The following is a 24,673-nucleotide window of genomic DNA, read 5'->3' as shown; positions in this document are numbered from 1 at the left end:
GCTCCACGGGCCAGCGCTGTCCCAAAGGACATCATGCATGCGATTCGACTCGAATCCAGTGGAGGTAGTGATGTTGTTTTCGGCGCTTCCGGCGAAGCAGGGACTGTACGACCCCGAGGCAGAGGTCGATTCATGCGGCGTGGCGATGGTCACCAACGTCCACGGACGTCGCTCTCACTCGATCGTCGCCGACGGCCTGCTGGCCCTGGAGAACCTGGAACACCGTGGAGCGGCGGGCGCCGAGGCGAACAGCGGTGACGGCGCGGGCATCCTGATTCAGCTACCCGACGAATTGTTGCGTGGCTCGGTCGATTTCGATCTGCCACCGGCCAACCCGGACGGTTCCAACACCTATGCGGCCGGCAACTGCTTCCTCCCCGCGGACCCGGCACTGCGCGAGATCGCGATGGCACGGGTCACCGATCTCGCCGCCGACGAGGGCATCACCGTGCTCGGATGGCGTGAACTGCCCGTCGATGTCGAAGGCGCGGACATCGGCGAGACCGCTGTCGGCTGCATGCCGTACATGGCGCAACTGTTCGTGACCGTGGAGCCGGCCATCGGGAGCCCCCGCCTGGGTGGCATCGACCTCGACCGCGCGATCTACCCGTTCCGCAAGCAGGCCGAACGCGTCACCGCCGACATCGAGGAAGCCGGCACCGGGCTATATTTCCCGTCGCTGTCGAGCCGGACGATGGTCTACAAGGGCATGCTTACGACGATGCAGCTGCCGCTGTACTACCCCGATCTGCGCGACGAGCGGTGCATGAGCGCCATCGCCATCGTCCACTCGCGGTTCTCCACCAACACGTTCCCGTCGTGGCCACTCGCGCATCCGTTCCGCTTCGTCGCCCACAACGGTGAGATCAACACCGTCCGCGGCAACCGCAACCGCATGCGTGCCCGCGAAGCCCTGTTGGAAACCGATCTGATCCCCGGCGATCTCAAACGCGCCTTCCCGATCTGCACCCCCGAGGCGTCGGACTCGGCCTCCCTCGACGAGGTCCTCGAACTGCTGCATCTCGGTGGTCGCAGCGTGCCGCACGCGGTGATGCTGATGGTCCCCGAGGCGTGGGAGAACGTGCCGGTGATGGACCCCAAACGTCGCGCGTTCCTCCAGTTCAACGGGTCCCTGATGGAGGCGTGGGACGGACCGGCATGTGTCACCTTCACCGACGGCACGGTGGTCGGCGCGGTCCTCGACCGCAACGGCCTGCGCCCCGGCCGGTGGTGGCAGACCCGCGACGGCCGCGTGATCCTGGCCTCGGAGGCCGGGGTACTCGACGTGCCGGTCGACGACGTCGTCTCCAAGGGTCGCCTGGAGCCCGGCAAGATGTTCCTCGTCGACACCGCGCAGGGACGCATCATCCCCGACGAGGAGGTGAAGGGTGATCTGATCCACGCAGAGCCGTATGACGAGTGGCTGCACTCCGGCCTTCTCGACATCGCGACACTGCCGAGCCGGCCGGTGTACAAGCCCAACCACGACACCGTCGTGCGGCGTCAGGTCACCTTCGGCTACACCGAGGAGGACCTGCGGGTCCTGCTCACCCCGATGGCGGCCTCCGGCTACGAACCGCTCGGTTCGATGGGCACCGACACCCCGGTCGCGGTCATGTCGCAGCGGTCGCGGTTGCTCTACGACTACTTCGTCGAACTGTTCGCCCAGGTCACCAACCCGCCGTTGGACGCGATCCGCGAGGAGATCGTCACCTCGATGGCTCGCGTGATGGGACCCGAGCAGAATCTGCTCGATCCGACCGCCGCGTCGTGCCGGCAGATTCAGCTGCACTGGCCGGTCATCGACAACGACGACCTGGCCAAGCTCGTGCACATCAACGACGACGGCGACAATCCGGGCCTGTCGGCCAAGGTGCTGCACGGTCTCTACGAGGTGGCCGACGGCGGTCCGGGTCTGGCGGCCGCGTTGGAGGATCTGCGGACCCGGTCCTCGCAGGCGATCGCCGAGGGGCACCGCACGCTGGTCATCTCCGACCGTCACTCCGACCGTGAACACGCACCGATCCCGTCGCTGCTCGCGGTCTCGGCGGTGCACCACCACCTGGTCCGCACCAAGGAACGCACCAAGGTGGCGTTGGTCGTCGAGTCCGGTGACGCCCGCGAGGTCCACCACATCGCTCTGCTCATCGGTTTCGGTGCCGCCGCGGTCAATCCGTATCTGGCGCTGGAATCGATCGAGGATCTCATCACCGAGGGTGAACTCACCGGCGTCGCACCGCGCAAGGCGATCCGCAACTACATCGAGGCGCTCGGCAAGGGCGTGCTCAAGGTGATGAGCAAGATGGGGATCTCCACCATCAGCTCCTACACCGCATCCCAGGCATTCGAAGCGGTGGGCCTGTCCTCGGCCGTGGTCAAGGAATACTTCACCCGCACCGTGTCGCGCCTCGAGGGTGTCGGCCTCGACGAACTCGCCGAGGAGGTCCGCCTTCGACACCATCGCGCCTTCCCGGAGAACGCCACCGAGCAGGTCTATCGGCGTCTCGAGGTCGGCGGCGAGTATCAGTACCGGCGCGAGGGCGAACTGCACATGTTCACCCCCGAGACGGTGTTCCTGCTGCAGCACGCCACCAAGACCGGACGTGACGAGGTCTTCCAGGAATACTCCGACAAGGTCGACGCGCAGTCCCGCAAGGGCGGCACCCTGCGCGGCCTCTTCGAGTTCGATCTCGGCGCAAAGGATCCGATTCCGCTCGACGAGGTCGAACCGGTCGAAGAGATCATGAAGCGCTTCAACACCGGTGCCATGAGCTACGGATCGATCTCCGCCGAGGCGCACGAGACGATCGCGATCGCGATGAATCGCATTGGCGGACGGTCGAATTCCGGCGAGGGCGGCGAGGATGTGGACCGTCTCTACGATCCGGAACGACGCAGTGCCGTCAAGCAGGTCGCCTCCGGCCGGTTCGGAGTCACCAGCGATTACCTGATCAACGCCACCGACATCCAGATCAAGATGGCCCAGGGTGCGAAACCCGGTGAGGGTGGCCAGCTTCCGGCCTACAAGGTGTACCCGTGGATCGCCAAGACCCGGCACTCCACCCCCGGGGTCGCCCTGATCTCGCCGCCGCCGCATCACGACATCTACTCCATCGAGGATCTCGCCCAGCTGATCCACGACCTGAAGAACGCCAACTCCGATGCCCGCATCCACGTCAAGCTGGTGTCGGCCGTCGGTGTCGGCACCGTCGCGACCGGTGTGTCCAAGGCGCATGCCGACGTGGTGCTCATCTCCGGATACGACGGCGGCACCGGAGCGTCGCCGCTGACCTCGCTCAAGCACGCCGGTACGCCGTGGGAGATCGGTCTTGCCGACGCCCAGCAGACGTTGATGCTCAACGGATTACGTGACCGCATCACCGTGCAGTGCGACGGTGCGCTGCGCACCGGACGCGACGTCATCATGGCGGCGCTGCTCGGTGCCGAGGAGTACGGATTCTCCACCGCGCCGCTGATCGTCACCGGCTGCATCATGATGCGGGTCTGTCACCTCGACACCTGCCCGGTCGGAGTCGCGACGCAGAACCCCCAACTGCGTTCGCGTTTCACCGGTCAGGCCGAACACCTGGTCAACTTCTTCCGGTTCATCGCCGAGGACGTGCGCAAGTATCTGGCCCAGCTCGGCTACCGCACCCTCGACGAGGCCATCGGTCAGTCGCAGCGCCTGCACACCGATTCGGCTGTGGCGCACTGGAAGAGCAAGGGACTCGACCTGAGTCCGATCTTCCGTCGCATCGAGGACAAGGGCCCCACCCGTCGCGTCCGCGGTCAGGACCACGGCCTCGACAAGGCGCTCGACCAGACCATGATCCAGCTCGCCGAAGGTGCACTCGAGGACGCCCACCCGGTCACCCTCGAACTGCCGGTCCGCAACGTCAACCGCACCGTCGGCACCCTTCTCGGTGCGGAGGTCACCCGCCGTTATGGGGCCGAAGGTCTCTCCGAGGACACCATCACCGTCAAACTGACCGGCTCGGCGGGCCAGTCGCTCGGCGCCTTCCTGCCGCCGGGCGTCACCATCTCCCTCAGCGGCGACACCAATGACTACGTCGGAAAGGGACTGTGCGGCGGCAAGATCGTCGTCGCACCCGACCCCGAGGCGTGGTTCATCGCCGAGGATCAGGTGATCGCAGGCAACACCATCCTCTACGGCGCCACGTCGGGCGAGGTGTACCTGCGCGGCAAGGTCGGGGAGCGGTTCTCGGTGCGCAACTCGGGTGCAACCGCGGTCGTCGAAGGCGTCGGCGACCACGCCTGTGAGTACATGACCGGCGGACGGGTGGTCATTCTCGGCGCGACCGGACGCAACATGGCCGCCGGAATGTCGGGCGGTATCGCCTTCGTCTACGACCTCGATCCGTCGAAGGTCAACATGGCGATGGTCGAGTTGATGCGGCCCGACCCCGACGACCTGCAGTGGTTGCACGAACACATCGCCAAACACACCGAACTCACCGGTTCGGCGATCGGTGCCTCGATGCTGGCGGACTGGCCGCGCCGATGCCTGGCCTTCACCAAGGTCATGCCGACCGATTACAAACGTGTCCTCGACGCGGCCCGCATGGCCGAAGCCGAAGGGCGCGACGTTGATTCAGCGATCATGGAGGCGGCTCGTGGCTGACCCACGCGGATTCCTGGAAATCTCGAAGAAGGAAGCGAAGTATCGGCCCGTCGCCGAACGCGTACAGGACTGGGGCGATGTCTACGAACACGCCGACAACCCGCTGAAGGTGCTCGCCGAGGTGAGTGATCAGGCGCGGCGTTGCATGGACTGCGGAATCCCGTTCTGCCACTCGGGAACCGCGGGCTGCCCCCTGGGCAATCTCATCCCGGAATGGAACGACCTGGTTCGTCGTGGTCGCTGGGACGCGGCCAGCGCACGCCTGCACGCCACCAACAACTTCCCCGAGTTCACCGGCATGGTGTGCCCGGCGCCGTGCGAGGCGGCCTGCGTGCTGTCCATCTCGGAGCCGACCACCGGCGGCAGTGTCACCATCAAGCGAGTCGAGAAGACCATCGCCCACGAGTCCTGGGCCGAAGGCATCATCGGGCCAGAGCCGCCGGCGATCAAGACCGGCAAGTCCGTGGCCGTCGTCGGTTCCGGACCCGCCGGACTCGCCGCCGCCCAGCAGCTGACCCGCGCCGGTCACGACGTCACCGTGTACGAACGTGACGACCGGATCGGCGGCCTGCTGCGTTACGGCATCCCGGAGTACAAGCTGCAGAAGTCCGACATCGACCGACGCGTCGCCCAGATGCGCGCGGAGGGAACCGAATTCGTCACCAGCTGCGGCGTCGGGACCGACCTGAGCGTCGCCGACCTCCGTGCCAGGCACGACGCGGTGGTCCTCGCCATCGGTGCGATGGCCGCGCGCGACAACCCGGTACCCGGTCGCGAACTCAACGGCGTCCACCTGGCGATGGAGCACCTCGTGCCCGCCAACCGCGAATGCGAGGGCGACGGACCGTCGCCGATCACCGCCAAGGGCAAGCACGTGGTGATCATCGGTGGCGGCGACACCGGTGCCGACTGCCTCGGCACCGCGCACCGCCAGGGCGCGGCCTCGGTGGTGCAGTTGGACTACAACCCCGAACTGCCCTCCGATCGCGACGACACCCGCTCGCCGTGGCCCACCTGGCCGCTCATCATGCGCACCTCCAGTGCCCACGCCGAAGGCGGCGACCGCAAGTATCAGGTTGCGGTGCAACGCTTCCTGGGTGACGCCGACGGTAACGTGACCACCATGGTCCTCGCCGAGGTCGAGGTCGTCCGCGAGGCCGACGGCCGGCGCGTCATCACCCCGGTCAGCGAGGAGTTCGAAATCCCCTGTGAATTGGCGCTTTTCGCCATCGGATTCGCCGGAGTCGAGCGAGGACCACTGCTCGACGACCTGCAGATCGAACCCAACCGCCGTGGTGCCCTGTCCTGCGGAAGTGACTGGCAGACCGACGCACCCGGCGTCTTCGTGTGCGGAGACGCCCACCGCGGCGCATCCCTGGTCGTGTGGGCCATCGCCGAAGGACGCTCGGTGGCACGATCGGTGGACGAATTCCTCATGGGCGCCTCCGACCTGCCGTCGCCGGTTCGGCCGGCCGCACTACCCCTGTCGGTGCGCTGACCGGGGAGCTGCTCAGACCTCACACTGCGGCACGCCCGGCCGCGGTGTGAGGTCATGAACACAATGAACCGTTGCCACCGGCGATGACCTCGGGCCCCGCCCGAACGCCGAGTGGCGGGGTGATGACGAGTCGTCACTTCCCATAGAGAAGCCACCACGACGGGACTAAGGTGATCACCGTGACACGCCGTACCAAGATCGTTTGCACCCTGGGCCCCGCGACCAACAGCGAGGAGCGTCTCAAAGAACTCGTCGAAGCGGGAATGGACGTGGCGCGACTGAACTTCAGTCACGGCAGCCACGACGATCACCGGGTGGTCTACGACCGCGTCCGCCGCGCCAGCGACTCCGTCGAGAAGGCCGTCGGCATCCTCGCCGACCTCCAGGGCCCGAAGATCCGCCTCGGGAAATTCGTCGACGACGGAGCCCTCAACGGCGAGGTGATGTGGGCGACCGGTGAAGAAGTCCGGATCACCGTCGACGACATCCTCGGCACCCACGACCGCGTATCCACGACCTACAAAGAACTCGCCCTCGACGCCCAGGTCGGCGACCGACTCCTCGTCGACGACGGCAAGGTCGGACTGTCGGTCACCGCGATCGACGGCAACGACGTCGTCTGCACCGTCACCGAAGGCGGGCCCGTCAGCAACAACAAGGGCCTCAACCTCCCCGGCGTCAAGACATCGATCCCCGCGCTCAGCGACAAAGACATCAGCGACCTCGAATTCGCACTCACCCTCGGCGTCGACCTCGTCGCACTGTCCTTCGTCCGCGGACCCGCCGACATCGAACTCGTCCACGAAGTGATGGACCGCGTCGGCCGACGCGTCCCCGTGATCGCCAAACTCGAAAAGCCGGAAGCCGTCGACAATCTCGAAGCCATCGTCCTGGCCTTCGACGGCGTCATGGTCGCCCGCGGTGACCTCGGCGTCGAACTTCCCCTCGAACAAGTGCCACTCGTCCAGAAACGCGCCATCCAGATGGCACGCGAGAACGCCAAACCGGTCATCGTCGCAACCCAGATGCTCGACTCGATGATCGAGAACTCACGCCCCACCCGCGCCGAGGCCTCCGACGTCGCCAACGCCGTCCTCGACGGCGCCGACGCCGTCATGCTCTCCGGCGAGACCTCGGTCGGCAAATGGCCCATCGAAACCGTGCAGACGATGACCCGCATCTGCAAGGCCGTCGAAGGCGGATCCCGAGACGTACCACCCCTCTCACACGTCCCCCGCACCAAACGCGGCATCATCTCCTACGCCGCCCGCGACATCGGCGAACGCCTCGAAGTCAAGGCCATGGTCGCCTTCACCCAATCCGGCGACACCGTCAAACGCCTCGCCCGCCTCCACTCCCGCCTACCCCTCCTGGCCTTCACCCCGACCCAAGCGGTGCGATCCCAACTCGCCCTCAGCTGGGGAACCGAAACATTCATCGTCGACCACGTCGACACCACCGACCACATGATCGACCAAGTCGACCACCAACTGCTCCGCATCGGACGCCTCAACGTCGGCGACGTCGTCGTCATCGTCGCCGGCGCCCCACCCGGAACCGTCGGATCGACCAACATGATCCACGTCCACCGAATCGGCGAACAGGACCACTGAGTTGTTGGCGCCGGCTCCGCCGGCGCGTGCCCGGCGGGCTGGCAGCACCGCGTCTTCCTCCTCATCGCGGTGCTGGTTGGCGCCGGCTCCGCCGTCGCGTGCTCACCGGGCCAAAGCACCCTGCCTTCCTCCTCATCGCATTGTCGCTTCGCTCCTCGCTCTTCGTCGTGCAGGCAGGGCGCGCCCGGTGAGCGTGGTGGTTCAGCGGTGGGCGAGTAGCGCTCCTCGCTCTTCGTCGTGCAGGCAGGGCGCGCCCGGTGAGTGTGGTGGGTGCGGTGCCCATTTCTGGCCATTTCCGAAGTATCCACTTCGCGTGACCTGCGGTTTTCCCGACGGATCGGCGTTCTAGGTGCCAGAAATGGGCAAGGTCGGGGCGGCCTGGGGTCGGTGGCCCCGTCTTCACGTCCTAGGCTTGAGGTCATGACTGCGGAAGTGGCCGGTGACCTCGGCAAGCTGCTCCAACTGCTCGATGTCGAGCAACGCGACGAGAACCTCTTCATCGGCCAGCACCCGGAACAGAAGACCGCGCGTACCTTCGGTGGGCAGATGCTCGGGCAAGGCGTGGTCGCGTCGGCGCGCACCCTCACCCGCGGCAACCCGCCCGTGCACGCCCTGCACGCGCACTTCATCCGCGGTGGTGACGTCAACCAGCCGATGGAGTATCACGTCGACCGTTTCCGCGACGGCAAGTCCTTCGCCAACCGGCAGGTGACCGCAAAGCAGAACGACGAAGAGATCTTCACGATGCTGGTGGCCTTCCAGGACAACACTGCCGGACTCGAACACGCCGTGGAGATCCCGCAGGTGCCCTACCCGGAGGAATTGCCCACTCTCGGTGAGCATTTCAAGGGTTTCGAGGATCGAATCGCGACCTTCGTCGACGCTCTGCACCCCATCGACATCCGCTTCGCCAACGACCCGTCCTGGAAGATGCGCGAAGCCGGGGAGACCCTGCGCGACAACCGCGTCTGGATGAAGACCGACGGCGTGATGCCCGACGACCCGATCATGCACGTCGCCGCGATGTGCTACGCCTCCGACACCACCGTGCTCGACTCCATTATCACCACCCACGGACTGTCCTGGGGCATCGACCGCCTGTTCGCGGCGACCGTCAACCATTCGATGTGGTTCCACCGCGACTTCCGCTTCGACGAATGGATGCTCTACGCCACTCGCTCACCGGTGGCCACAGGATCCCGTGGCATGGGTTCCGGACGGTTCTGGATGCGCGACGGCACCCTGGCCACGTCGGTCGTGCAGGAGGCCCTGATCAAGTACTTCCCGCCCAAGAAGTAAGCACCCCACCAGCGGAACCCGCCAGGTGGCACAGTTCCACCTGCGGTTTTTACCTTTGCATTACCAGATCGGCCGAAGCCTCCAGAAACCGCGCGCGGCTGGTTAGTGTGATGGGCAACACTGCCGGCCTGCCTTCTGGGGGAACACCATGTCCGAGTACGAAACGATCACCTTTCCGCACGAGAGCGGCACCGACGTGGCGACCCTGCCCGCGGCGTTCCAGGCCTCGATCGCGCTGCACCCCACCAAGGTTGCACTGCGCACGGTCGGCGGGATCACCGAGATCAGCTGGGCCGAATACGGACGACGGGTCGAGGCCATCGCACGCGGTCTCGCCGCCGTGGGTGTGGCCCGCGGCGACACCGTCGGCATCATGCTCACCAACCGGCCCGAGTTCCACCTCGTCGACACCGCGGCCCTGCACCTGGGGGCCATCCCGTTCTCGATCTACAACACGAGTTCGCCCGACCAGATCGAGTACCTCTTCGGCAACGCCGAGAACCGCATCGTCATCACCGAGCAGGTGTTCCTGCCGGCGATCAAGGCGGCCAGCACCTCCGTGGACACCATCGTCGTGGTCGACGGTCCGGCCGGCGGTGCGATCACCCTCGACGACCTGGAGGGGTCGGGTTCGGCGGACTTCGATTTCACCGCGGCGTGGCAGGCGGTACAACCCGAGGACCTCGCGACACTCATCTACACCTCGGGAACAACCGGTCCGCCCAAGGGCGTGGAGATCACCCATCGCAACATCATCGCCGAACTCGCTTCTCTCGCAGAGGTTGTCGACGTCGGATTCGACGATCGGGTGATCTCGTATCTGCCGGCAGCACACATCGCCGACAGGGTGTCCTCGCACGCGGCCAACATGGCCCGCGGAATCCAGGTGACCACCGTCGCAGATCCCCGCGAGATCGCCGCGGCGCTACCCGAGGTGCGTCCGACCTTCTTCTTCGGTGTCCCGCGCGTCTGGCAGAAGATCCGCGCCGGGATCGAGGCCAAGCTGGCCGAGGAGACGAGCCCGATCAAGAAGAACCTCGGCGCCTGGGCGGTCGCGCGGGGAGCGGCCGCGGCCCAGGCACAACTGGACGGCACCTCCCAGGGGGTCGTCGCCGGACTGCAACACGGGCTCGCCGACAAACTGGTGCTTCAGAAGGTCCGCGCGGCATCGGCATGGATCAGATCACCTTCGCCGGGTCGGGTGCGGCGGCCATCCCGGCCGAGGTGTTGCAGTTCTTCCTGGGGCTGGGTATCCCGGTGCTCGAGGTGTGGGGCATGTCGGAGACCACCGGTGTCTCCACGATGACCACCCCCGACGACATGGCGATCGGTACCGTCGGCAAGCCGGTGTCGGGTGTCGAGGTGAAACTCGCCGACGACGGGGAACTGCTCATCCGCGGTCCCGTGGTGATGCGGGGCTATCGTAAACAGCCCGACAAGACCGCCGAGAGCATCGACGCCGACGGTTGGCTCGCCACCGGCGACATCGCCGAGATCGACGGCGCCGGCCACGTCAGGATCGTCGACCGCAAGAAGGAACTGATCATCAACGAGGCCGGAAAGAACATGTCGCCGACCAACATCGAGAATGCGATGAAGGCGGCGTCGTCACTGATCGGTCAGGTGGTCGCCATCGGCGACGCCAAACCGTTCGTCTCCGCGCTCGTCGTTCTCGATCCCGACGCCGCCGCGGCCCGTGCGAAGGCGCTGAACATGCCCGACGCCGACATCGCCGCGTTGTCGTCGCACCCGAGGGTGGTCGAGGAGGTGGTGACCGCCGTCCGGACCGGGAACGGAAAACTGTCCCGCGTCGAGCAGGTGAAGCGACTCACCATCGTCCCGGCCGCGTGGGAGCCGGGTGGCGCCGAACTGACCCCGACGATGAAGCTGCGACGCAAGCCGATCGCCGACAAGTACGCCGAGCACATCGAGTTGCTCTACGCCACCGACTCCGATCCGAGCGTCATCGACCTACGGTGACCGCTGTCCCGAGACCAGCGGCGCTGACCAGCCACGGCGACACCCCACAGCACCAGGAACAGTGACATCCCACCGACCTGGATGCGCTGTGCCAGGCCGAGCCGAAAATCCCCGTGGGCGTCGTCGGCGGCGAGCATCCACACCGTCGCGACGGAAATCGTCACCAGCACCGCGAGTCCCCACACGCGCAGCACCGGCCAGTGGCCCTCGCGCCACGCCGAGACCACCGCCAGGATCATCGCGGCGAAGATCGCGAACACCGCCACGGTGCTGGTCAAGGCGTGGACGTGGTGAAGCTGCGGGAGCAGACCACTGGGCTCGGACGGGCAGTTGGGGTCGACATTCGGGATGCACTCGATCGGTGAGAGCGCGTCGGTGATGGTCGCGACACCGAAGACGGCGAGGGCGGCCACCGCGCCGCGTCCGTAGCGTCCGGTGACCGCCGGACGCGGTATCCACAGCAAACCCGCGGCGAGCAGCGCACAGCAACTGGTGGTGATGTCGCCGGCGATGTAGACGTTCCGGTGCGGTCGATGGGCGGCGTCGAGTTCGCTGAGGAAGCTGCGCAGCGGATCCAGCGGTGAGGCCCAGAAGAACTCCAGAACCCACGACGAGTAGCAGATGCCCGCCGCGGCGATGAGGACTCCCGCAATGACCAGTCGCATCGTGGAAGGCACCCGAGAGATCGGCATTCGGCCAGATTAGGCGATCGCGCCGATCGGGTGGCCACGGCGGGGTTCCGCGCGGTCAGCGCACCTCAGGCCACCCGGCGATCGGCGGCCTCGACGTCGCGGAGTTGGCCCGCGGGGTCGACGACCATGATGACCGGCCCCATCCGGTCGGTGGCGCGTTCGATGAGCGAGTCGATCTGGGTGGGATCCGACGGATCGCAGACGACCGTCCAGACCCGATCGTGGACGCCGGCGTCGATGTAGGGGACGAGGTCGTGCGCGTTGCGGCCGGTGACGACCAGGTTGCGGTGTGATCGCAGGACCTGATCGATGATCGTGTTCGCACGGAGGGAGCCGTCGGTGACGACGAGGACGGTGTCGGTGTGGTGGCGTGTGCTGTGCATGTCTCTCAGTTCACGGCGTGGTGCTGGGCCGTGGCCGTGACGACCCTGGCAGTTGGCTGCAGGTTGTCCGCGCTCCCGTGTGGCCCGGTGTGGCGGGGGACTGGTACTCAGACGTCGAACGCGGCCAACAACATTCGTGACGTTGTGGCGATCAGTCGGTCCCGGTCCGCGGTGGGTGGGCGCAGCAGCGCGACACGCAAGCACAGACTTGCCGTTGCGCCCATCGTGATGAACACCAACTCGTCGATCTCCTCGGTGGACAGGTCGGGGCGCAGGCGCATCGGCAGGATGCGTGCCAGTGGTATCAGCGGTGCCTCGATCTCCGACCAGGCCGACCCAAACTCGGAGTCGTCGCCGGTCACCGAGGCGCGCACTACCGGTGCGTGACGCTCGAACGAAGAAGTGAGGCTTTTCACCACGGCGGTGATCGCCGCCCGGGGTTCCTCGTTCATCGCGACCGCGATCGCGGTTGCGAGGTCGGTTCCGATCTGTTGGATCGCCTCGTGTCGGAGGTCGAAGAGGATGTCGTTGAAATCGGCGAAATACCGGTACACCGTGCCGATGCTGACGTCGCATCGATCGGCGATGTCCTGCGTCGATGGCAATCCCTCGGGACGATCGCGCAGCAGTGCGGTGGTGGCGTCGAGGAGTCGTCGGCGCATCTGCACCGCTCGCTGCTGACGCGGGGCGATGCGCTTGCGTTCCGGACGTCGATTGCCGGTGCCTGCGACGGTCATAACATGAATAGTAAGTGAGGAATCCTCGTGTTTGGATGATGGCATGACATCTGTGCCACCCACCGACCTGGTGAACGCCTCCCGCGCGCGTCTGCAGTACGGCGTCGCGGGCGACACCTGGATCGACGCCATGTGGCGTGCCGATGACCGCGCCGATGCGGTGGCCGGCATGCAGGATCCGGCCGGCCGGTCAGGTTTCGCGCTGCTGGCGACCGCGCTTGCCGACGGCATCGACGCGGTCACCGAACCGCCCACCGAACTCATCGACCTGTTCACCTCGCTCGACACCGAACCGGACTGGCTCGAGCACGACCGGTGCGACCGGGCCGCCGACAGTCTGGTCCGGCACTTCCCTGCGATGGCCATCGTGCTCGCGGCCGCATCTCTGCTGCGCGGGGCGGGCAACGGCATCGCCGGAAAACCGTTGGCGCTCACCGGGCGATACGGCACGATGCCCGGTGTGCGGTCGGTGGAGGTGGGTGAGTGGCTCCGACGTGTACTCACCCCCGGTGGAATGCGCCGTGACGGTGAGGGATTCGCCTACACGGTGCGCGTGCGGATGATTCACGCGCACGTCCGCAAACACCTGCTGCGCACCGGGGGGTGGGATCACGACGCGTGGGGTGTGCCGATCCCGCAGCCGTATATGGCCTTCACCCTCGCCGAGTTCGGCCACATCGCGATCGAGGCGATGGAATCGCTCGGCGTGCGGTTCACCGACACCGAACTCAACGACATCTATCACCTCTGGCGCTACGTCGGTCACGTGATCGGCATGGACGACGATCTGAATCCGACGTGCGCGGCCGATCATCGCCGCATCGAGGAGCTGTACCGACTGACCTCGCCGGGCCCCGACGAGTACGACCGCGAGTTCGTCGCCGCCCTCAACGCCGACTACCTGGTCCCGGAGTTCGCGAACACGTTGAAGCTCCCTGAACGCCTTCGTCTTCCGGTCGCCACCGCTCTCATCGAAGGATATGAGCGGGTATTCCTCGGCGATCACGACGCCGACGCCCTCCAGATCGCCGACCGCCGGGTCAAACACCTCCTGCCCCGGCTCTCGCCACTGCTCCGATTGGTCGGGCGCGCGCAGGTCCGCCGGGCCGGCGGCCTCGAGGCCTTCACCGCGCAGGCCTACGCCGAGCGCGATGTCGAGATGTCGCGTATGCGTGCGGCCTACGGGATGACCCACGACATGGTCGACACCGCTCCCCAGGAGCAACCGGCCTAGCCGGTGACCCTACATCCGGCGGTATCGGCCGGGTTCGGCCTCGTCGACCGCGCCGACTCCGATGAGCCGCTCCAGATGCAGTGTGGCCGTGCGGCGTTCGACGGCGTTGACCCATGGTGCGTCGACGTGGGGGCGATACACGAGTCGGTGGGCGACGATCTCGTCGAAGGTGCGGGGTTCGGCGAGGAACTCCACGAGTCGCGCCTCACGTTCGAGGATGCGGGAGCGGTACGCGGCCAGCCGGGTGGCGAACTCCGCGCGACCGGTGACCACGCCCTTGTGGTGAAACGTCCCGTACCAGCGGGCATCGATCTCGCCGACGCGGTCGATCGAGGTCAGGAAATCGTCGACGCTCGACCCCACGTCGCCGTACATGGGACCGAACGACGTGAGATCGATGTCGGCGAGGTAGAGAAACCCGTCGGGTTCGATGAGCACCCCGCAGTGCCCGGCGGTGTGGCCGGGAAGGTGGATGACGGTCGCGATGTGATCGCCGAGGTCGAAGGTGTGACCGGCATCGATGCCGATCACCCCGGGACGCTCGGCGGGCAGACCATAATCGGTGACCAGCGCATCCGACATGGCGTCGAGTTCGTCGGGTTCGAGCCCGTAGCCGGCGATGAGCACCTCCAGCGACCCGACGGCGGGCGCGTCGAGATCGTGGGCGTAGGTGTCCGCGTCGAAGTGACGCAACCCCGCGATGTGGTCCTCGTGGGCGTGACTGATCAAGACGGCGTCCGCGCCGACCGGATCGCGATCGAGCGCCAGCGACGGGTCGATGACGAGGGTGCCCTCCGACCCGCGGACGACGACGCTGTTGCCGTACGGCACCACGCCACCGTTGGCCGCGGTGAGAACCGTGACGGTGCCGTAGTGCTGCTCGGCGAACGGTACGTCGGTGGGCGCTGTGTCGGTGGGCGGTGTCGGGGTGGGCACGGTTCAGCCCTGGGTTCCGATCGTGGCGACGACGCCGCCATCGACCAGCAGGTCGGTCCCGGTGACGAACGACGAGTCCGGGCCGAGCAGAAACGCCGCCGCGGCGGCGATGTCGTCGGCGGTGCCGACACGCCCGGTCCCTGATGAGGCGATCATCGCGCGCATCGCTTCGCCGCTGGGGCCGGCGAGTTCTTCCTGACCCATGGCGGTGGCGATCACGCCGGGGGAGATGCTGTTGATTCGGGCGCCGCGCGCACCCCAGGTCCGGGCGGCCGCGCGCACTCGAATATGATTGGCCTGCTTGGCAATCCCGTAGGCCAGGGCAGGGTTGGTGCGCACCTCACCGCCGAGGGCGGGCAGCTCCAGCAGGTCGGCGACGGCGGTGGTCGCCAGTGCAGTGACCTGATCCGCGGGGAGCGGCGGGAACATGTGCCCGGCCATGCTCGCGATCACCACGCCGGTACCGCCGGGCGCGATCACCCGTCCGAATGCCTCGAGTGACACCGCGACACCGAGCAGGTCGACATGCAGAATCGCCTCCGCGGAGGCCTGCACCGGCGAGAGACCCGCGGTGTGCACCACCTGTGTGACCGGACCGAGTCCGGTCGCCTGCTCGACCAGGGCCGACACCGAATCGGTCGACGACACGTCGACCGGATGGCCGCTGACGTCGAATCCCTCCGCTTTCAGCGTCGCCACGTGCGCGTCGAGGGCGGTCTCGTTGAAGTCCGAGAGCAGCACGCGTCGGCCGCCACCCTGTCGTCGGGCGATCGCCATGCCCATCCCGCCGGTTCCGACAATGACGACGACATCTCGTTGCATGACAGCCCTTCATTTCGATGATTCTCGATGACGAGAAATCTTCCCGGCGACGGCGACGATGTCAAGGACGTGACGTCCGGTGCCGCCCACCTGCGCCGAGTCGGCACGTAGGCTGTCGGGGTGCGAACCGTCGATCGAGATGCCAGGTGTCCGTGCACATCTGGGCTCACCTTCGAGGAGTGCTGCGGTCCGGTCCTCGCCGGGCGGCGTCGGGCTCCGACCGCCGAGGCGCTGATGCGTTCCCGATTCACCGCGTTCGCGGTGGGCGATGCCGAACACCTGCTGGCAAGCTGGCATCGGTCCACCCGTCCCGCCGACCTCGACCTCGACGACACCATCGACTGGTACCGCCTTGATGTCCTCGACACCGTCGGTGGCGGACCGTTCGACACGACCGGGCAGGTCCGATTCACCGCGTTCTACCGGGGCCCGGGCGGACGGGCGAGCATGACCGAGCACAGCCGATTCGAGCGGGTGGACGGCTCGTGGTTCTACCTCGACGGAGACCAGCTGTAGCCGCGGATCACTTGCGGTCAGCTCGGCAACAGGTCGGCAAGTGCGTCGTCGAGCGTCGGATGGGTGAACCGGAAACCGGCGTCGTCGAGGACCTGTGACCGGGCGCGGCGCCCGGTCAGTCCGAGTGCGGGATCGGTGCGCAGCGCGATGGCGCCGATCTTGAGTACGGCCGCCGGGGTCGGCGGTGACGGCGGACGGTGAACGGCGCGGCGCAGGGATGCCATCAGATCGGAGTTGCGGACCGGGTGGGGACTCGCACCGATCACGATGCCGTCGGGAATCGTGAGGTGTGGGTCGAGTCCGAGTGCGGCCCGCGCCACGGCGAGCCAGTCGTCGACGTGAATCCAGCTGAACCACTGCCGGCCGGAACCGACCCGACCGCCGAGACCGAGCCTGGCCAGATCGGTCAGCCGCTTCATGGCCGGGGCTTGGCCGTCGAGGACGATGGAGGTCCGCAGGATCACCAGGTGGTCGGTGTTGGCGCCGGCCACGGCGTCCTCCCACGGCTGCGCGACACCGGTCATCTGCGGGAGTCCGGCGGGCACCGGAGTGGTCTCGGTGCACCAGGTCTCGCCCATATCGCTCCAGATGGCCGTGGTACTCGCCTGCAGCCACCGCTGCACCGGCGTGCTCCGCTGCTTGGCGGCCTCGACCAGCACCCGGGTGGCGTCGACGCGAGAGTCACGCAGCGCCGCCACATTTCGTTCGGTCGGACGACAGTCGACGAGTTTGCCCGCCAGGTTCACCACGGCCACCCGATCCGGTGCGCTCACCTGCGACGCCCACGCACCCAGTGTGCGTGCATCCCACCGTTCCTGCCGGAACGGGGACGTGTCGTCGATGGTGCGGGTCAGCACCACGGGGCGGTGTCCACGGCAGACGAGATCGGCGGCGAGATGGCGGCCGAGCGCTCCGCTTCCTCCGGCCAGCACCACGGTGAGAGAGTCCGCGCCGGGCGCAACACCCGCCAGCTGTGCGAGCCGGGCGAGGTCGGCACGATCGGTCAGTTGCGGTTGGCCGGACAGCTCGGTCCGCGCAATGGGTCCGAAAGACGCTGTGGTGGAGATGGTTTCGGAAAGCACACACCCGCCGTCGGCGGGCTCCAGGAGAAAGTCGATGACCGCAGTCCCGACCGGTTCGGGCTGAGTGAGTTGCAGATGTCGGGCCGGTTCGACCGCGGTGATCGTGAACGGCGGTGCGAGTCGCCGATGGGCCGCCGCCACGATCGGACGCGTGGAGGTGAAGTCTCCGGTGGTGCCGACCGCGACCGGTCCGTCAAGGGTGATCGTGCGATATCCGCTGTGCCATTCCGGAAGTCGCGTCGGGTCGGACAAGGCCGACCAGACGTCGTCGGGCGGGCAGGCGAGGAACTGGGAGTACGACCGGGTGCTGGGCATGACCCACGTTAGGCCGACGATCCCGTCTGCGTCGCCGTCGGCCATCTCACAGGTGAGGTTGTCCACACGGGGCGTGGTGTGTTCACAGTTCTTCGGCGAGAACCTGACCCGCGATCCGGAATGCGGTATTGGCATCCGGTACGCCGCAATAGATGGCGCTCTGCAGGATCACTTCCTTGATCTCATCGACCGACAGCCCGTTGCGCCGGGCGGCTCGGATGTGCATGGCGAGTTCCTCATGGTGGCCGCGCGCGATGAGGGCGGTCAGCGTGATCATCGACCGACTCCGGCGATCGAGTCCGGGCCGGGTCCAGATGGTGCCCCAGGCGTAGCGGGTGATGAACTCCTGGAACTCGCGTGTGAGGTCGGTGATCCCGGCACTCGCGCGATCCACATGGGCGTCGCCGAGAACCTGACGGCGCACGGTCATTCCGGACTCGTAGGGGTCGGTGTACGCCTCGGCGTCGGTCACGATGTCACTCCTCGGAGGTGGTTGCGGGCTCGGTCCAGGGTCTGATCGACCAGGGCGTCGGTGGCCCCGAGATACTCGGCCGACGCCGGCCGGCCGGTGAGGCCGGACATCGTCTGCTGCTCGGCGAGAATGCCGTGGGCGGCAGCAAGATTGGCGGCCGCCCTGTCGGGATCAAAGCGCAGGCCGGAGAACAGGTCGGCGGCCTGGGAGGCGGCGGTCACCGTGTGGCGCGTCAGCGTACGCAGGGTGGCCCACTCGGCGTGCCAGCCTCCGTCGGAACGCTCGTCGAGACTCGCCGCGGACGCGGTGTGCAGCGTCGCCCCCAACCCGGGAGCGACGACGGCGACACGGCGCAGCAAGATGGTGAGCACCGGATTGTTCTTGTGCGGCATCGTCGACGAGCCGCCGCCGGATCCTTCGGAGAATTCCCCGATCTCGGGTCGACCGGCGACAGACAGGTCACCGGCCACATGACCCCAGGCGTCGCAGCATGTCACCAGGGCGTCACCGATGCGGGTCACGCGGCTCCGGGTCGTGTGCCACGGCGGAGCGATCGCCAATCCCAACGACACGGCCGTCGTCGAGATCAGATTCTCGGCGCCCCGCGTCGAGCCGGACAACTCCACCGGAGCGGCGAGCGTGCCGGCCGCACCGCCGATCTGGACAACCGGACCGGGGAGCGCGGCAACCACGTCGGCGGCGTCGAGAATCGCGTTGAGCCACAACGCGATCCGCCGTCCCGCGGTGCCCGGCAACGCCGGCTGGGTCAGTGTCCGGGTGAGCAGGGGAGCGTCGCGATACGCCTCGATCAGCGCGACGAGCGCCCGGATCTGCGCGGCGAGGTGCTCGCCGAGCGTCTCGACTGCCTCGCGCAGGCACAGCATCAGCGCGGTGTCGAGGGTGTCCTGACTGGTGAGGCCGCGGTGCAGCCACCGTGCGGTGTCGGCACCGGCGCGTGAGCGCAACACCGACACCAGTCCGCTGACCGGATTGCCGTCACCCTCGGCGCCGACCGCGATGGCGTCGAGGTCGTCGGTGCCGACGAGATCATGCAGATCCGCCGCCGCCGTGGCGGGTGCGACGCCGGTCCCCACAAGTGCTGCCAGCCAGGCATTCTCGACGTCGACGAGAGCATGGAAGAACGCCTGGTCGGTCATCACGGTGCCGGCGCGATGATCACCCGGCCAGAACAGGTCGCCCAATGCCTACTGCCCCGGGTAGTGCAGGAACACGGTCTCGTCCTCGCCCTGCAGGTGGATGTCGAATCGGTAGCCATCCCGATCGCGTTCGGCGATCAGGGTGTGGCGGCGCTCGGCGGGGACACCGGCGAGGAACGTGTCCTCGTCGGTGAGCGGCCCCGGCAGATATGCCCGGGTGAACAAGCGATGCAGCAGCCCCCGGCCGAACACGGTCAACAGAAAGTACGGCGCCGCACCGCCGATCGGGCCGGGTGGCACGGTGCTGAACGAATAATCGCCGGCATCGTCGGTGGCGCACCGTCCCCAACCGCTGAACGTCCACCCGTCCCGTTTGAGCGAGCCCGCGGTCCGGGGGATGGTGCCGTCGGCGTTGGCCTGCCAGATCTCGAGCAGGACATCGGGAACGGGTTGTCCGTCGCCGTCGACGACCTGCCCGTGGAAGCGGACGGCGTCGGGGCTGCGCGGCGGGACGAGTTCGTTGTCGCCGCCGAAGGGCAACGCGTAGCCGTAGAACGGTCCGATGGTCTGGGCCGGGGTGGGTGGCAGCAGGGTGGTCATCAGTTGTCCTCATCGTCGTCGAGTGGGGTGCGGTTGCTGCCGGTGAGCACGATGTCCCAACGGTATCCGGTGGACCACTCGTGGCTGGTCACATCGTGGTCATAGGTGGCGACGAGCCGTTCGCGCGCCTTGGCGTCGACGATCGACTGATAGATCGGGTCGAACGGGAACAGCGGATCGCCCGGGAAGTACATCTGGGTGATCATCCGCTGGGTGAAATCCGTTCCGAACAACGAGAAGTGGATGTGCGCGGGGCGCCAGGCATTGTGGTGGTTCTTCCACGGGTACGGCCCGGGCTTGATCGTGGTGAACGAATAGTTGCCCTCGTCGTCGGTCAGGCATCGTCCGACGCCGGTGAAGTTCGGGTCGATCGGTGCATGGTGCTGATCCCGCTTGTGGATGTAACGCCCGGCGGAGTTCGCCTGCCAGATCTCCACCAACTGGCGACGCACCGGCCGACCCTGCCCGTCGACGACACGCCCGGTGACCACGATCCGCTCACCGATCGGCTCCCCGCGATGCTGGATCGTCAGATCCGATTCGAGCTTGTGGACGTCACGCTCACCGAAAACGGGTGACCAGAGTTCGAGGGTCTCCGGGTCGGCGTGATGCGGGTCCTTGGTGGGGTGACGCAGCAGGCTGCTGCGGTAGGGCGGGTAGTCCAGGCGTGGCTGGGTCTCTTCCACCCCGGCGTGCTGATAAGCGGTCTCGATCGCAGCGATCTCGCCACTGATCTCCCGCTGGCTCGCCGACGCGCTGTCGGGATTGGTGTTGATGGCTGTCATGGAGCTCACAGTAGGTGCGCCGATGTGACCCAGGAAAGGGTAGTCTTCCACTCAGCGGAAAGGATGGGCGAATGGCGGGTAACACCTCGACAGCGGGGGCGACCGTGACCTCGCGGGTGCTCGCGATCATCGGCGCCTTCGATGAGCGACATCGGGTGCTGACGCTCTCCGAACTCGCACGCCGCGCCGACCTGCCGGTGGCCACCGTTCATCGTCTGACCGCCGAGTTGGTGGCGGGGCAGGCCCTGGCCCGACGCCCCGACGGACGTTTCGTGGTGGGACGACTGTTGTGGGAGGCGGGATTGCGGGCGCCGATCGAGGGGCGACTCAAGCAGGCAGCGGAACCGTTCCTGCACGATGTGTACGCCGCGACCCTGGCCACGGTGCATCTGGCCGTGCGCGACGAGGCCAAGGTCCTCTACGTCGAGCGCATGGCGGGACGGGCATCGGTGCCCATCGTCAGCACGGTGGGCAGCCGATTGCCGTTGCACTGCACCGGAGTCGGCAAGGTGCTGCTGGCCCATGCCCCGGCCGATGTCATCGACACCGCGATGGGCGACCTGATCCGCATCACCCCGCACACCATCACCTCCGCCGATGTGTTGCGGCGTCAACTCGAGACGATCCGGCGGGACGGATACGCGACCACCAGCGAGGAGATGTCGCCCGGGGCGTGCTCGCTGGCGGTCCCGGTGATGCCGTCGAGTGACCCCGATTCCGTCGTCGCCGCGATCGGCGTGGTGGTCCCCACCCTGAAACGCGATCGGCAACGCCTCCTGGCCGCACTGTCGGTGGCGGCGCGGGGAATCGGGCGGCAACTCTGAGCGCGTCGAGTGTGCGCCGTATCGCATCGAGTGGGCGCCGTATCGCATCGAGTGGGCGCCGCGTCTCTTGTCGCGGCCACCCGACCCAATCAGGCGTTGGCGTGTCGCAGAATCCAGTCGATGAGCGGCGTCGTCTCGCGCCAGTCGGCACGGACCACGTCGACGAGTGCGGACGTGTGGATGACCGGTTCGAATCCGTGATCGCGCGTCACGGTGAGGGTCTTGTGACGGAGGAGTTCGATGCGGGGATGGTCCTTGGGATAGCCGCGGGGCGCGGTCTTGAGCCGGTCGCCACCCACCTCCCAGCCGGCCTCGGCCAGCGCCGTCAGCATCCGCTCCAGTTCCCGCCCCGACCGCTCGTTGTCGATCGCGGATCTCAGCGCCGACAATCGTTCGGACCCGAGGTCGTAGACGCCACCGCCCACCCGCACACCGGGCGCGCCGATCTGGACGTAGTACCCGGTGGCCGGCGCGACCGGCACGTAGGCGCCCTGATGAGTCTTGTACGGCGACTTGTCCTTTGAGAATCGGACATCGCGGTACGGCCGAAACATCTTGGCCTGACCGAACTCGGCGGCGAGCGCATCGGTGAGCGCTGTCATCGGTTGCGCCACCGCGGTCCGGTACACCTCCTTGTGCGACTCCCAGAAGGCCTTGGTGTTGTCGATCTCGAGGTCGTCGTAGAAATCGAGTGCGGCCTCGGGGAATCCGTCGAATGTCATGTCGCCCTTGCGTGCGCTGGGGATGGTCGACAGGTGATCGACCTCTGCTCCCTACCGTACTGTCGGCACGATCGACGCGGGAGTTCGATGCACATCACCTCGCGGCCGGCGCCGAACTCGCCGCGGGTGATCGTGAGGTGCGGTCCACCGGGAGGACCTGAATCGGCACCCCGGTCATGTTGGCCATCCCGGCAAGCCGTTCGAGGTCCACCGGGTCCGAGGAGATCAGGGCATTGACGTTGACGCCACCGGACCCGAGATCGGTCTCGGCCGCCGCATTGGCCTTGCGCCACCCGCCGGAACCGTTGTGGCCCCAACCGTGCGGGATGGCCACCACGCCGCGTTTGATCTGGTCGGTCAGGGTCACCGGCAGCGAGATACTACCGTGCCGCGACGTCACGGTCACCAGCTCACCGTCACCGATACCACGGTCCAACGCATCCCGGGTGTGCATCCGCGCGGAGTGTGTCCGCCCACCCCGAAGCAGCAGGGGAGCATTGTGCTGCCAACTGTTCTCCGAGCGGATCTCACGCATTCCGATGAGACGCAACGGGAATCGTTCGTCTCCGACGTCGTCGAGGCGATCGAGTTCGGCGAGGATCTCCGGGGCGTCGAGGCGCACCTTGCGGTCGCGGTGGGTGACGGTCGTGCGGAGCCGGCCGGGGCTGAGGCCGTCGGCGACCACGGTGCCGTGCGGGAAGTCGTCGATGAGCCTGCGGTAGGTCAGACCGCCGCGTCGCAGGCCGAAACGGTCACCACCCAGGCCGAGGCGAATCACCAGATCCGAGACGTGACGTGGGGTGAGCAGGCCACCGACCGCTCGAGACACCGTGTTACCCAGGTGCATCAGTGCGAGGAGGGGACTGCGCCGGGCCAACGCCGCGACCAGGTCGTTGATCACCGTCCATTCCTCCCGTGCCTCGCCCATCGGTGCGATGACCGCCTCGGTGGCCTGTTTGAACGGGGTGGTGAACAACGCCTGAAAGGGGAGCAGGAAGTCGGCGCGCTCGTACATGGTGGTCGCCGGAAGGATGTAGTCGGCGTGCGCATTCGTCTCGTTGCGGTAGATGTCGAGGGACACCATCAGATCGAGTTCGCCGAGCGCGCTGCGCAATTCGTCCCCGTTGGGGACCGACAACACGGGATTGCCCGCCGACACGAACAGCGCACGCAGCTGGCCGCGCCCCGGCGTCGTGATCTCCTTGGCCATCACCGACGCCGGGGCGGTACCGAGGACCTGGGGTAGGTTGCCGATCCGGCTGCGTCGACCTGCCCAGGTGAAACCCGGGACGTGCGCCAAGGCGCCGATCGCCAGTCGCTGCCCGGGAATCCCCAAGTCGCCGAACATACTTCCGCCGACCACATCCAGATTGCCCGCGACCAGGTTCACCATGTCCAGCAGCGCGGTCGTCAGTGTTCCGGTCCGGCCCAGCGAGGTCCCGATGCGTCCGTAGACCGCGGCGCGTTCGGTGCGCACGAGTCGCCGGGCGATCTCGCGCACGGTTTCGGCATCGATGTCGGTGCGTGCGGCGGTGTCCTCGGGCGCGAAGCCCGCTGCGGTGCGCGTGAGGGCGTCGACACCACGGGCACGTGTGCGCAGTTCGTCCACGTCGACGAGTCCCTCGGTGAACATCACGTTCAGCAGTGACAGCAGGAACAGGGCGTCGGTGTCCGGGGTGATCGGCAACCAGTCGAACTCGCGCGCGGTCTCGGTGCGTCGCGGATCGATCACGAGCACATCCCCGCCGCGTTTCACGATGGCGTGCAACCCGTCGCGGATGCGAGGTGAACTCATCACGCTGCCGTGCGACACGATCGGGTTGGCGCCGATGATGATCAGGAAGTCGGTGCGATTGATGTCGGGAATCGGTGCGGCGACCGGGTTTCCGTAGAGGAAGTGACTCGCCACAAAACGATTGTTCACGTCCTGCGAGCCCGCCGAGTACACGTGCGGCGAGCCGAGCAGACTCATCAGCGCCGCCGTCCACAGGGTGTGTCCGGTGGAGAAGGTCGCCGGATTGCCGAAGTACCACCCGATCGACGAGTTGCCGTGCGCACGCTGCACCGCGCCGAGACGGGCACCGATGTCGGCGAGCGCGCTGTCCCACGACACCTGCTCAAAGTCGCCGTCGGGGGTTCGCCGCAGCGGATGAAGCACCCGGTCGGGATCATTGACGATCTCGGTGAAGGCGATGCCCTTGGGACAGGCGAAGCCGCGCGAGAGCGGATGCTCCTTGTCCGGGCGCAGCGCGATCAGCCGACCGTCCTCGACGGTGGCGATCATGCCGCACAACGGTTCGCAGATTCGGCAGTAGGTGGGCTGGTCCGTCCGCATGCCGGGGCTCCTCGTGAGACGACAATTCT

19 protein-coding genes and 1 pseudogene are annotated in these 24,673 nt (G+C 67.1%); 8 read left to right on the top strand and 12 right to left on the bottom strand.

Going from position 1 to position 24,673, the window contains the following annotated elements:
* Positions 1-70 precede the first annotated feature (70 nt).
* From gltB to ABLE92_RS06840, 5 genes and pseudogenes are all read left to right on the top strand, one after another.
* Positions 71-4,642 (top strand): glutamate synthase large subunit, encoded by a 4,572-nt coding sequence (gene gltB, locus ABLE92_RS06860; protein WP_348804009.1) that lies wholly within the window; start codon positions 71-73, stop codon positions 4,640-4,642.
* On the top strand, positions 4,635-6,140 hold the full coding sequence (locus tag ABLE92_RS06855; RefSeq protein WP_348804008.1) for a glutamate synthase subunit beta: 1,506 nt from the start codon (positions 4,635-4,637) through the stop codon (positions 6,138-6,140). The genes gltB and ABLE92_RS06855 overlap by 8 nt, the downstream gene beginning before the upstream one ends.
* Before the next feature lie 179 nt (positions 6,141-6,319).
* The gene (gene pyk, locus ABLE92_RS06850) at positions 6,320-7,753 is read left to right on the top strand and encodes a pyruvate kinase (RefSeq protein WP_348804006.1); all 1,434 of its coding nucleotides are present in this window, start codon (positions 6,320-6,322) and stop codon (positions 7,751-7,753) included.
* A gap of 420 nt (positions 7,754-8,173) precedes the next feature.
* On the top strand, positions 8,174-9,052 hold the full coding sequence (locus ABLE92_RS06845; protein WP_348804004.1) for an acyl-CoA thioesterase: 879 nt from the start codon (positions 8,174-8,176) through the stop codon (positions 9,050-9,052).
* A gap of 148 nt (positions 9,053-9,200) precedes the next feature.
* Positions 9,201-11,032, top strand: a pseudogene (locus ABLE92_RS06840) (AMP-dependent synthetase/ligase).
* Here the strand turns inward: ABLE92_RS06840 and ABLE92_RS06835 are convergent.
* The 3 genes from ABLE92_RS06835 to ABLE92_RS06825 form a co-directional block, all read right to left on the bottom strand.
* Entirely contained in the window at positions 10,990-11,724 is a 735-nt protein-coding gene (locus ABLE92_RS06835) for a DUF998 domain-containing protein (protein WP_348804003.1), read from the bottom strand. The pseudogene ABLE92_RS06840 and the gene ABLE92_RS06835 sit on opposite strands and share 43 nt — an antisense overlap.
* A gap of 65 nt (positions 11,725-11,789) precedes the next feature.
* On the bottom strand, positions 11,790-12,107 hold the full coding sequence (locus ABLE92_RS06830; RefSeq protein WP_348804002.1) for a Rossmann-fold NAD(P)-binding domain-containing protein: 318 nt from the start codon (positions 12,105-12,107) through the stop codon (positions 11,790-11,792).
* A 107-nt stretch (positions 12,108-12,214) separates the two neighbouring features.
* Positions 12,215-12,844, bottom strand: coding sequence for a TetR/AcrR family transcriptional regulator (locus ABLE92_RS06825; RefSeq protein ID WP_348804001.1), 630 nt, complete (start codon positions 12,842-12,844; stop codon positions 12,215-12,217).
* Between the two features lie 43 nt (positions 12,845-12,887).
* Between ABLE92_RS06825 and ABLE92_RS06820 the strand changes: the two genes are divergently transcribed.
* A complete protein-coding gene (locus ABLE92_RS06820) occupies positions 12,888-14,078 on the top strand; it encodes an oxygenase MpaB family protein (protein WP_348804000.1) in 1,191 nt (396 codons plus the stop codon).
* Between the two features lie 9 nt (positions 14,079-14,087).
* On the opposite strand, the gene ABLE92_RS06815 is transcribed toward ABLE92_RS06820, so the two are convergent.
* Together ABLE92_RS06815 and ABLE92_RS06810 are read right to left on the bottom strand one after the other, a co-directional pair.
* Positions 14,088-15,014 carry an MBL fold metallo-hydrolase gene (locus ABLE92_RS06815; RefSeq protein WP_425476128.1) on the bottom strand — a complete coding sequence of 309 codons (927 nt, stop codon included), beginning with the start codon at positions 15,012-15,014 and terminating at the stop codon, positions 14,088-14,090.
* Positions 15,015-15,017: 3 nt separating this feature from the next.
* Positions 15,018-15,836 (bottom strand): SDR family oxidoreductase, encoded by an 819-nt coding sequence (locus ABLE92_RS06810; RefSeq protein ID WP_348803999.1) that lies wholly within the window; start codon positions 15,834-15,836, stop codon positions 15,018-15,020.
* Positions 15,837-15,956: 120 nt separating this feature from the next.
* Between ABLE92_RS06810 and ABLE92_RS06805 the strand changes: the two genes are divergently transcribed.
* Positions 15,957-16,352, top strand: coding sequence for a YchJ family protein (locus ABLE92_RS06805; protein WP_348803998.1), 396 nt, complete (start codon positions 15,957-15,959; stop codon positions 16,350-16,352).
* Positions 16,353-16,369: 17 nt separating this feature from the next.
* On the opposite strand, the gene ABLE92_RS06800 is transcribed toward ABLE92_RS06805, so the two are convergent.
* The 5 genes from ABLE92_RS06800 to pcaH form a co-directional block, all read right to left on the bottom strand.
* Positions 16,370-17,749, bottom strand: a complete 1,380-nt coding sequence (locus ABLE92_RS06800) for a DUF1731 domain-containing protein (RefSeq protein ID WP_348803997.1) — start codon at positions 17,747-17,749, stop codon at positions 16,370-16,372.
* 82 nt (positions 17,750-17,831) lie between these two features.
* Positions 17,832-18,221, bottom strand: coding sequence for a 4-carboxymuconolactone decarboxylase (pcaC, locus tag ABLE92_RS06795; RefSeq protein WP_348803996.1), 390 nt, complete (start codon positions 18,219-18,221; stop codon positions 17,832-17,834).
* Entirely contained in the window at positions 18,218-19,423 is a 1,206-nt protein-coding gene (locus tag ABLE92_RS06790; RefSeq protein WP_348803995.1) for a lyase family protein, read from the bottom strand. Before ABLE92_RS06790 ends, pcaC begins: the two co-directional genes overlap by 4 nt.
* A gap of 3 nt (positions 19,424-19,426) precedes the next feature.
* Positions 19,427-19,978, bottom strand: coding sequence for a protocatechuate 3,4-dioxygenase subunit alpha (gene pcaG, locus ABLE92_RS06785; protein ID WP_348803994.1), 552 nt, complete (start codon positions 19,976-19,978; stop codon positions 19,427-19,429).
* On the bottom strand, positions 19,978-20,763 hold the full coding sequence (pcaH, locus tag ABLE92_RS06780) for a protocatechuate 3,4-dioxygenase subunit beta (RefSeq protein ID WP_348803993.1): 786 nt from the start codon (positions 20,761-20,763) through the stop codon (positions 19,978-19,980). Before pcaH ends, pcaG begins: the two co-directional genes overlap by 1 nt.
* Positions 20,764-20,834: 71 nt before the next feature.
* Here pcaH and ABLE92_RS06775 point away from each other — a divergent pair, with 71 nt between their 5' ends.
* On the top strand, positions 20,835-21,587 hold the full coding sequence (locus ABLE92_RS06775; protein ID WP_348803992.1) for an IclR family transcriptional regulator: 753 nt from the start codon (positions 20,835-20,837) through the stop codon (positions 21,585-21,587).
* Between the two features lie 89 nt (positions 21,588-21,676).
* Here the strand turns inward: ABLE92_RS06775 and ABLE92_RS06770 are convergent, their stop codons facing one another.
* Together ABLE92_RS06770 and ABLE92_RS06765 are read right to left on the bottom strand one after the other, a co-directional pair.
* The gene (locus tag ABLE92_RS06770; protein WP_348803991.1) at positions 21,677-22,309 is read right to left on the bottom strand and encodes a DUF2461 domain-containing protein; all 633 of its coding nucleotides are present in this window, start codon (positions 22,307-22,309) and stop codon (positions 21,677-21,679) included.
* Positions 22,310-22,403: 94 nt separating this feature from the next.
* Positions 22,404-24,644 (bottom strand): molybdopterin-containing oxidoreductase family protein, encoded by a 2,241-nt coding sequence (locus ABLE92_RS06765; RefSeq protein ID WP_348803990.1) that lies wholly within the window; start codon positions 24,642-24,644, stop codon positions 22,404-22,406.
* Between the last annotated feature and the right edge of the window lie 29 nt (positions 24,645-24,673).

The sequence above is a fragment of the Gordonia oleivorans genome (assembly GCF_040044975.1).
GTDB classification, from domain to species: domain Bacteria; phylum Actinomycetota; class Actinomycetes; order Mycobacteriales; family Mycobacteriaceae; genus Gordonia; species Gordonia oleivorans.
This window is presented reverse-complemented; position numbering and strand designations above follow the sequence as displayed.

Bases quoted from the DNA above. Each gene is read 5' to 3' on its own strand.
- gltB (WP_348804009.1), top strand. From the start codon at position 71: ATGTTGTTTTCGGCGCTTCCGGCGAAGCAGGGACTGTACGACCCCGAG.
- ABLE92_RS06845 (WP_348804004.1), top strand. From the start codon at position 8,174: ATGACTGCGGAAGTGGCCGGTGACCTCGGCAAGCTGCTCCAACTGCTC.
- ABLE92_RS06835 (WP_348804003.1), bottom strand. From the start codon at position 11,724: ATGCCGATCTCTCGGGTGCCTTCCACGATGCGACTGGTCATTGCGGGA.
- ABLE92_RS06830 (WP_348804002.1), bottom strand. From the start codon at position 12,107: ATGCACAGCACACGCCACCACACCGACACCGTCCTCGTCGTCACCGAC.
- ABLE92_RS06825 (WP_348804001.1), bottom strand. From the start codon at position 12,844: ATGACCGTCGCAGGCACCGGCAATCGACGTCCGGAACGCAAGCGCATC.
- ABLE92_RS06820 (WP_348804000.1), top strand. From the start codon at position 12,888: ATGACATCTGTGCCACCCACCGACCTGGTGAACGCCTCCCGCGCGCGT.
- ABLE92_RS06810 (WP_348803999.1), bottom strand. From the start codon at position 15,836: ATGCAACGAGATGTCGTCGTCATTGTCGGAACCGGCGGGATGGGCATG.
- ABLE92_RS06800 (WP_348803997.1), bottom strand. From the start codon at position 17,749: ATGCCCAGCACCCGGTCGTACTCCCAGTTCCTCGCCTGCCCGCCCGAC.
- pcaG (WP_348803994.1), bottom strand. From the start codon at position 19,978: ATGACCACCCTGCTGCCACCCACCCCGGCCCAGACCATCGGACCGTTC.
- pcaH (WP_348803993.1), bottom strand. From the start codon at position 20,763: ATGACAGCCATCAACACCAATCCCGACAGCGCGTCGGCGAGCCAGCGG.
- ABLE92_RS06775 (WP_348803992.1), top strand. From the start codon at position 20,835: ATGGCGGGTAACACCTCGACAGCGGGGGCGACCGTGACCTCGCGGGTG.
- ABLE92_RS06770 (WP_348803991.1), bottom strand. From the start codon at position 22,309: ATGACATTCGACGGATTCCCCGAGGCCGCACTCGATTTCTACGACGAC.
- ABLE92_RS06765 (WP_348803990.1), bottom strand. From the start codon at position 24,644: ATGCGGACGGACCAGCCCACCTACTGCCGAATCTGCGAACCGTTGTGC.